This window comes from Micromonospora sp. NPDC051543, from assembly GCF_044454415.1.
Taxonomy (GTDB): domain Bacteria; phylum Actinomycetota; class Actinomycetes; order Mycobacteriales; family Micromonosporaceae; genus Micromonospora.
This window is the reverse complement of sequence record NZ_JBITDT010000035.1, coordinates 1-8,316: the sequence shown is the minus strand read 5'-3', so window position 1 is coordinate 8,316 and position 8,316 is coordinate 1. Positions and strand designations below refer to the sequence as shown.

Annotated in this window: 8 protein-coding genes; 4 read left to right on the top strand and 4 right to left on the bottom strand. The window is 71.9% G+C overall.

Annotated features, from left to right (window positions below):
* Positions 1 to 234 precede the first annotated feature (234 nt).
* Together ACIA3K_RS31660 and ACIA3K_RS31655 are read right to left on the bottom strand one after the other, a co-directional pair.
* Entirely contained in the window at positions 235 to 1,197 is a 963-nt protein-coding gene (locus ACIA3K_RS31660) for an NADH-quinone oxidoreductase subunit H (RefSeq protein WP_396805540.1), read from the bottom strand.
* Positions 1,197 to 1,991 carry an NADH-quinone oxidoreductase subunit C gene (locus ACIA3K_RS31655; RefSeq protein WP_396805539.1) on the bottom strand — a complete coding sequence of 265 codons (795 nt, stop codon included), beginning with the start codon at positions 1,989 to 1,991 and terminating at the stop codon, positions 1,197 to 1,199. The genes ACIA3K_RS31660 and ACIA3K_RS31655 overlap by 1 nt, the downstream gene beginning before the upstream one ends.
* 140 nt (positions 1,992 to 2,131) lie before the next feature.
* On the opposite strand from ACIA3K_RS31655, the gene ACIA3K_RS31650 reads away from it, so the two are divergent.
* Positions 2,132 to 3,178 carry a glucose 1-dehydrogenase gene (locus ACIA3K_RS31650; protein ID WP_396805537.1) on the top strand — a complete coding sequence of 349 codons (1,047 nt, stop codon included), beginning with the start codon at positions 2,132 to 2,134 and terminating at the stop codon, positions 3,176 to 3,178.
* Between the two features lie 5 nt (positions 3,179 to 3,183).
* On the opposite strand, the gene ACIA3K_RS31645 is transcribed toward ACIA3K_RS31650, so the two are convergent.
* Complete coding sequence (locus ACIA3K_RS31645) at positions 3,184 to 4,500, bottom strand: DUF2252 domain-containing protein (RefSeq protein WP_396805535.1); 1,317 nt, start codon at positions 4,498 to 4,500, stop codon at positions 3,184 to 3,186.
* A gap of 188 nt (positions 4,501 to 4,688) precedes the next feature.
* On the opposite strand from ACIA3K_RS31645, the gene ACIA3K_RS31640 reads away from it, so the two are divergent.
* Positions 4,689 to 5,621 (top strand): hypothetical protein, encoded by a 933-nt coding sequence (locus tag ACIA3K_RS31640; RefSeq protein ID WP_396805533.1) that lies wholly within the window; start codon positions 4,689 to 4,691, stop codon positions 5,619 to 5,621.
* A gap of 56 nt (positions 5,622 to 5,677) precedes the next feature.
* Here ACIA3K_RS31640 and ACIA3K_RS31635 read toward each other — a convergent pair whose 3' ends face one another.
* Positions 5,678 to 6,244 carry an NADH-quinone oxidoreductase subunit B gene (locus ACIA3K_RS31635; protein ID WP_396805531.1) on the bottom strand — a complete coding sequence of 189 codons (567 nt, stop codon included), beginning with the start codon at positions 6,242 to 6,244 and terminating at the stop codon, positions 5,678 to 5,680.
* A gap of 154 nt (positions 6,245 to 6,398) precedes the next feature.
* On the opposite strand from ACIA3K_RS31635, the gene ACIA3K_RS31630 reads away from it, so the two are divergent.
* Together ACIA3K_RS31630 and ACIA3K_RS31625 are read left to right on the top strand one after the other, a co-directional pair.
* On the top strand, positions 6,399 to 6,959 hold the full coding sequence (locus tag ACIA3K_RS31630) for a SigE family RNA polymerase sigma factor (protein ID WP_396805529.1): 561 nt from the start codon (positions 6,399 to 6,401) through the stop codon (positions 6,957 to 6,959).
* Positions 6,952 to 8,169: a hypothetical protein gene (locus tag ACIA3K_RS31625; RefSeq protein ID WP_396805527.1), complete on the top strand. Its 1,218-nt coding sequence runs from the start codon at positions 6,952 to 6,954 to the stop codon at positions 8,167 to 8,169. The genes ACIA3K_RS31630 and ACIA3K_RS31625 overlap by 8 nt, the downstream gene beginning before the upstream one ends.
* The last annotated feature ends 147 nt before the right edge of the window (positions 8,170 to 8,316 follow it).

Here is an 8,316-nt window from a genome sequence, read left to right as displayed (position 1 = left end):
CCCGCTTAATATAACAATCAACTCCTAATAATAGTCCCCCCCCCCCTTCCCCCCCCAAAAAAAAGCCAACCATCGGCGGGTGACCACCGCCCGACCTCGTCGATCATGGAGTCGTGGTGCCGGTTCTGGGGGTTGACGGGCGTTTTGTCGCCCACCACAACTCCATGATCGACGGGCTGGGGCGGGCGCGCGGGCGCGCGGGCGCGGGCGCGCGGGCGCGGGCGCGAGGGTGGGTTAGAGGGCTAGTCGGACTGCTGCGGTCAGGACCAGTTGGGCCAGGGAGGCGGGGACCAGGACCAGCCAGCAGAGGCGCTGGAGTTGGTCCTCGCGCAGGCGGGGATAGGAGACCCGAAGCCAGATGATTACGAAGGCCACGGCGGCGATCTTGAGCAGGGTCCAGAGCCAGCCGAGCTGGTCATCGGCGAACGGTCCCTGCCAACCGCCCAGGAACAGCACCGTGGTCAGCGCGGCGATCACCACGATGCCGACGTACTCGGCGAGCAGGAAGAACGCGAACCGCAGGCCCGTGTACTCGGTCATGTAACCGAACACCAGCTCCGAGTCGGCCACCGGCATGTCGAACGGTGGCCGGCGGATCTCGGCCAGCCCGGCGACGAAGAAGATGATCATCGCGGGCGCCTGCCAGAGCAGCCACCAGGGCTGCCACGCCTCGACGATGCCGGACAGGCTGAGCGTGCCCGCCGCCATCGCCACCGACGCGGCGGCCAGCACCAGCGGCAGCTCGTAGCCGAGGAGCTGGGCGGCCCCGCGCAGCCCGCCGAGCAGGCTGTACTTGTTGGCCGACGCCCACGCCGACATGAGCACCGCCACCACACCGATGCCGACGACGGCCAGCACGAAGAACAGGCCGATGTCCAACGGTTGCCCGACCAGGTCGTTCGGGCCGAGCGGAATGACCAGCAGCACCAGCAGGTAGGGCACCAGCGCCACAGCGGGGGCCAGCCGGAACACCGCCCGGTCCGCCTCGCGCGGGGTGATGTCCTCCTTCTGCACGAACTTCACACCGTCCGCCACGAGCTGCGCCCAGCCGTGGAAACCGCCCGCGTACATCGGGCCGAGCCGGCCCTGCATGTGCGCCATCACCTTGTGCTCGGCCTGACCGACCAGCAACGGCAGGGTGAGGAACGCGACCACCACGCCGCCGATCCGGAGCACCAGCTCCACCCAGAGCGGCATCAGCGCGTACCCCCGTCGTCGTCGCTGTCGTCGCGCGCCGCCGGGTCCGCGACCGGCTCGGGCCGCGCGGACCCCGCCGGGCCGTCGGCGACGCCGGCAACCCGGGGAGTACGCGCCGGACGGGCCCCCGGAGCGGGCCGCGCCGGACGGTCACCGGCTGGTCGGGCCGGGGTGCCGCCGCGCGGCCCCTCCCCTACGCCACCCGCGCCGGCCGGGGTGGGCGTCGTCCCCCACTCGCCCGGAGCGGGCACGCCCGGCGGGCGGATCGGCCGGCGGCCACCGCCGGCCTCCGACTCACCCGGTTCCTTGGCGCCGGGCCAGGGCTTCGCCACCCTCGATGCGAGTACGAACTCCTTGCGCAGCGGATTGCCCTCGAACTCCGGCGGCAACAGCAGCGGTCGCAGCTCGCCGTGCCCGGCGAAGTCGATGCCGAACATCTCGTGGGTCTCCCGCTCGTGCCAGGCGGCGCCGGGGTAGATGCCCACCACCGAGGCCACCGAGGGCGCGTCGCGGGGCACCCGGGTGCGCAGCAGCACGCCGTGCCGCAGCCGCGTCGACCAGAGGTGCGCGACCACGTCGAAGCCCTCGGCCAACTCGTCGACGGCCGACAGCCAGTCGAAGAAGTCGCAGGCCAGCTCGGTGTCGTCGCGGGCGGCGCGGACGGCGGCCGACCAGCTCGCCAGCGGTACGTCGACGGTGGCCCGGGCGAACCGTTGCCCGCCGGAGACCGACGCGGTCACCTCGACCGGCGCGAGCAACGCGACCAGCCGAGCGCCGACCTCTTCTGACGTCATGCCGCTGATCCTAGGGTCTGTTTCCGGAGGGCGGTCGAGCCGAGGCGAGGTCCGGGCGGCGATCCGGCAAGGCGCGGTGGCCTCCGGTGACCTTCCGGCTTTACCGGGCGGTGGTCCCGCCCACGGGGAAAGATGAGGGCGTGCGCGCTGTGACGGTGAAACCCGGGCAAGCCAACTCGCTGAGCCTCGTCGAGGATCAGCCGGAGCCGGCGTCCGAGGAGGGCGCTGTCCTGGTCGAGGCCCTGGCAGTGGGCATCTGCGGCACCGACCACGAGATCATCGCGGGCGACTACGGCGAGGCGCCGCCGGGTGCCGATCGGCTCGTCATCGGGCACGAGTCGCTGGGACGGGTGCTCGACGACCCGACCGGCACCCTGCAACCCGGCGACCTGGTGGCCGGCATCGTCCGGCATCCCGACCCGGTGCCCTGCCCCAACTGCGCGGTCGGCGAGTGGGACATGTGCCGCAACGGTCAGTACACCGAGCACGGCATCAAGGCGCTGCCCGGTTTCGCCCGGGACCGTTGGCGGATCGAGCCGGAGTTCGCGGTCAAGCTCGACCCGGCGCTGGCCCAGGTCGGCGTGCTGTTGGAGCCGACCAGCGTGGTGGCGAAGGCGTGGGACCACATCGAACGGATCGGGCACCGGGCCGAGTGGCAGCCGCAGACCGTCCTGGTGACCGGTGCCGGGCCGATCGGGCTGCTGGCGGCGCTGCTCGGCGCCCAGCGCGGGCTCACCGTCCACGTGCTGGACCGGGCCACCGACGGGCCGAAGCCGGAGCTGGTCGCCGGGCTGGGCGCCACCTACCACGCGGTGCCGGTCAACGACCTGCCCTTCGAGCCGGACGTGGTGATCGAGTGCACCGGCGCGCCCACGGTGGTCCTGGACGTCATGTGCAAGGCCGCGCCGAACGGGATCGTCTGCCTGGCCGGGGTGTCCAGCGGCGGCCGGAGCATCGACTTCGACGCCGGGGCGCTCAACCGGGCGCTGGTGCTGGAGAACAACGTGGTGTTCGGCTCGGTGAACGCCAACCGGCGGCACTGGAACATGGCAGCCCAGGCCCTCTCGCGCGCCGACCAGGTCTGGCTCTCCTCGCTGATCACCCGGCGGGTGCCGGTGAACAGGTACGCCGACGCGTACACGGCCGGGCCGGACGACATCAAGGTCGTCCTGGAATTCGCCTCGTGAACCGGTCAGATCCCCGGTAGCCGGCCGTTGCGGAACAGGTCCACGAAGAGCTGGTGGTCCTGCCGGGCGCGCACCCCGTACGCGTGCGCGAACTCCACCAGATGGGTGACGAACCCCGACTCGTCGGCGTCCACGGCAGCGACGATCGCCTCCTCGGTGGAGTAGTCCACGAGGTCGTGGCTCGACTCGTCGTCGGCGACCGAGTGCATCCGGGCCACCGCCCGGCCGAGGTCGGCCAGCACCCCGGTCAGCTCGTCCGGCTCGTTCACATCGGCCCAGTCCAGATCGCCGGCGTACGGGGAGACCTCGGCGACCAGTTGACCCGCCCCGTCCAGCTCGGTGTAACCCAGCCACGGGTCGGCGTGCGCCTGCAACGCGCGCTGCGACTCGGCGGTCCGGTGACCCTGGTGCCGGAAGTAGCCGGCCACCGACTCGTCGGTGCTGTAGCGGGCCACCGCCGGGACCTGCGCCTGCTTCATGTAGATCAGCACGTCGTTCTCCAGCGCCTGCGTGTGCCCCTCCAGCAGCAGGTTGTACGACGGCAGCCCCGCCGAGCCGATGCCCACGCCCTTGCGCAGCACCACGTCCTTGATCCGGGCGGCCCCCGGACGCAGCCGGGCGGTGGCGGCGGGCAGGGTCTCCAGGTACTCCTCGAAGGCGGCGAGCACCCGGTCCCGGGTCGTGGCGTCGACCTCGAAGATGCCGTCGGCGACGGAGAACCGCCGCTCGTAGTTGTCGACGGTGGTCTGCGCGGCGAGCAGTTCGACCCTCGTGTTGAGGCGGGCCTGCTGGAGCACCCGACGCAGCACCCCGTCGGCGTTGTCCAGGGTGATCGAGCCGATGGCGTCGTCCCCGCCGGCGGCGATCGCCCGCAACTCGGTCAGGTAGGCGCGGGCGAAGCCGGTCACCAACTCGTCGATCACCGTGTCGGAGAGTGCCTTGCTGTAGCCGAGCAGCGCCACGCTGGCCACGAACCGCCGCAGGTCCCAGGTGAACGGCCCGACGTACGCCTCGTCGAAGTCGTTGACGTTGAACACCAGTTGCCCGGACGCGTTCATGTACGTGCCGAAGTTCTCCGCGTGCAGGTCGCCGTGGATCCACACCCGGCCGGTCCGCTCGTCGAGGAACCGGTCGTCGGCGAAGTCACCCCGCTGGTCGGCGTAGAACAGCGCGGCGCTGCCCCGGTAGAAGGCGAACGGCGACGCGGCCATCTTGCGGAACTTGCGACGAAAGGCCGCCGGGTCGACCGCCATCGACGCGCCGAACTCCGCGCTGAGCACATCGATGATGTGGTCCGAGCGCTGGTCCCCTGAGCTGCTCATAGTCCGCAGGCTAGCCGGCCGGGTCCAGCACGGGCCGGCAGAACGGGGTGGCAGATCGGGAATCCATCGATCATGCTGTCTGCGTCACGCGCGGGGGCCCGGACACCACGGTCACGTCGGCCGATCGCTGCTGCCATGGGCGGCAGCAGGTCCCCCGCCGGGCGTCGACCACGGAGGACCAGATACACGTGTTCAAAAAAACGGGGACCCTGCTCACCGCCGCACTGCTCGGCCTCACCGCCACGATCGGTGGGGCCGGACCGGCCGCCGCCGCACCGGCGGACGCCGCCGGAGGCACCGTGTCGGTGGGCAGACTGATCCTGGAGCCGACCGAGCGGGGCTATCTGGACAGCCTCCCGGTGACCGTGACCAACACCGGCAGCGAGACCGACTACTTCTACCTGACGCTGCGCGAGCCGGTCCCGGGCGCGTTCCAGGACACGGACAGCCGCTGCGACTGGTTCGGGGCGATGGAGGAGAACCGGCGGGTCTTCGACTGCTCCCTCTCGAACAACTGGGCCTACCTCGCCCCGGGCGAGAGCCGCACGGTCACGCTGGACTTCCACGTGCTGGCCACCCCGCAGGCGTACCCGATGAGCATGACCGGAGGCCGGCTCGCGGTCTCCTCGATCAACGGTGGCCTGATTGCGGAGAGGTCACTCACTGCGCTGTTCCGATCCACGACCGGGTCGCTGGTCCGCCCCCGGCCGTACGTCCAGGACGCCCAGCCGGACGCCGCCATCGACTCGGTGGGCCCGGTGACCCTCGACCCGGAGGGCAGCGGCTACCTCTACCTACCGGTGACCGTGCGGTACAAGGGGGACGCACCGCACGTCGGCCTCACCGTCACGGCCAGCCCGCTGCCCGCCGGGTCGCGCATCGAATACACCCTTCCGTCGACGGGGCCGGCCCTCTCGGACCACGCCTCGGTACCGGGGCAACGGATGATGCCCGGCGAGGTGCGTAGCTTCGGGTTGATCATCACCCCGCCGACCGATCCGGCGGATGCTCAAGACGTCATCACCCTGGCGTTGACGACCAACTGGTTCCCGTCAGGCCCGGACGCCGACCCCAGCGACAACACCGCCCAGACCACGCTGGCCATCGCGGCCACCAGCTGATCGCCACACGGCAGAGCCGTCGCTCGGACTCGTCCGGGCGGCGGCCCCACCGTTCGTCAGCCCGCGCTGGGTGGACGTACGGGTGGGGCGGTGAGGGAGTCGACCGAGCGCGGGGCGCTGGCCTCGGCGGGCGCGGCGAGCAGGTCCCGCTGCGGCACTCCGCCGATGCCGGACTGCTCGGCGGCGATCTTCTCCTGAAGACGCAGGATGCCGTGCAGCAACGCCTCCGGGCGGGGCGGGCAGCCGGGCACGTAGACGTCGACCGGGATGAGCTGGTCGACGCCCTTGGTCACCGAGTACGAGTCCCAGTAGGGGCCGCCGCAGTTGGAGCACGCGCCGAACGAGATGACGTACTTCGGCTCGGGCATCTGGTCGTACAGCCGCTTGATGGCCGGGGCCATCTTGTCGGTCACCGTGCCGGAGACAACCATGAGGTCGGCCTGTCGGGGGCCGTGGGCGAACGGGATCACGCCGAGCCGGATGAAGTCGTGCCGGCCCATGCTGGTGGCGATGAACTCGATCGCGCAGCAGGCCAGGCCGAAGTTGAACACCCAGAGCGAGTAGCGGCGCCCCCAGTTCAGCACGAACCGGATCGGCTCACCGAGCACTGCCGGTAGCTGCACGGACGTCCCCTCTCCTCACCTCACAGTGAATCACAGCCGGCTGTCACGGACCGGACAGGCAACCCCACCGGTCCCGACCGCAACCGGCGGGCACAGCCGAGTGTGTGACCGGTGCTGGCGAACACGCCGCCGGCGGTCACCACGGGGAGGACGAGTGCTTGTGACAGGAGAAGTACGGGTGGGCGGGCCGCCACCCGACCCACCGGGAAGCCCTCTCGCCGCGACCGCCGAACTGGTCTTCGACGACTTCTACCACGCCCACTTCCGATCGCTGGTGGCGCAGCTCACCGCGTACACGGGTGATCGTGGGCAGGCGCAGGACCTGGTTCAGGAGGCGTTCTGCCGGGCGTACGCGAACTGGGGTCGGCTCGCCCGGTACGACGACCCGCTGGCCTGGGTACGCCGGGTCGCCTGGAACCTCGGCCACAACCGCTGGCGGCGGCTGCGGACCGCACAGGCCTGGCTGCTGCGGCAACGGGAGACACACGTCGCCGAGCCGAGCCCGGACCGGGTCGCCCTCGACACCGCGTTGGCCAAGTTGCCGCCGAAGCAGCGCCGGGCCGTCGTACTGCACTACCTCGCCGACCTGACGGTCGCCGAGATCGCCGCCCAGGAACGGGTCGCCGAGGGGACCGTCAAGTCCTGGCTGCACCGGGGACGGGCGGCCCTCGCGACGCACCTGCGCGACACCACCGAGGAGGTGCGAGATGTCTGATCAGGAGATCCTCGACCTCGCCGAAGAGTTCGCCCACTACCGCCGTACCGTGCTGGAGGAGGTCGAGGTGCCCGGGCCGGCCGCCGTGCGGCGGACGGCGCGAGGCCGCGGTCGTCGCCGGTTCGCCACCACCACCGCGACGGTGCTCGCGCTGTTCGGCGGGGCCGCCCTCGGGTACGCGACGATGAACGGCCCCGATCGCGAGCCGGGGCCGGTGGATCCCACGTCCGCGCCGTCCGCCAGCCCGTCGGCGACCGCGACGGCCAGTGCGACGGCCACCCCGTCGACCACGGCCTCGAGCAGCGCGGCCAGCCCGACCCGTGCGGCCCCGGACGGCCGGATCAGCCGAGGCCAACTGCTCGCCGCGACCGTGTCGCTGCCCGCCTGGACAACAGTGGCGGACTGCCCGAGCGGCCGGGTGCGACTGGGCGCCGAACCAGCCCGGGACGACGTCAACGAGCTGGTGACACTCGACCACGGCGACCTGGACGGTGATGGCGCGACCGAGACGGTCGCCCTGGTCCGCTGCGTGTTCGGCACCCGTGGGCCGTTCCAGGTGGTCGCGTTCGACCGGGACGCGGCGGGCCGGGTCGTCACCCTCGGCCGGGTGACCGGCACCGCCTCCCCCACTCCCGGTTGGGTGACCGCCCTGGACGTACGCGACGACGGCGAGGTCCGGGTCGAGGTGCTCGACGTCGCGCCCGGCGGCGGCTGGCCGGAGAAGAACTCCCAACGGCAGTGGCGCGGGTACCGCTGGACCGGTGACGCGTTCGAGCAGGTGTCCGGCCCGACCTCGTTCGGTCCCAACCCGCGCTCGACGGACCTGTCCGTCACCGCCACCGACCTGGTGTTGACCGCCGCGGCGGACGGTTCCCGGTCAGGTGAGATCACCGTACGGATCCGCAACGAAGCGGATCGGACGGCACCCGAGGCGGTCCTGACCATGGAGCTGCCGAAGGCCCTGCGACCCGTCGGGGACGGCTGGACGGGCTGCGACATCGAGACGGGGAGCACCGTGCGGGTGTCCTGCCGCCTGAGCGCCGTACGGGGGCACAGCGAGGTGCGGCGGACCCTGGAACTGGGGGTGGCCAGCGGGGCCAGCCTCCCGTCGGGACAGGCGTCGTTGCGGATCTGGCCAGCGGACCCGGACTGGGACCCCTGGCTGGACAACGACGACAGCGACAACGAGTCGACATTCGACTATCGCTGAAGGCGCGCGGGGGGGGGGGGGGGGGGCCCCCCCCCCCCCCCCCCCCCCCCCCCCCCCCCCCCCCCCGACCCCCCCCCCCCCCCCCCCCCCCCCAAAAAACCCCAAAACCCCCCCCCCCCCCCCCCCGCCCCCGGCGCGCCCCCCCCC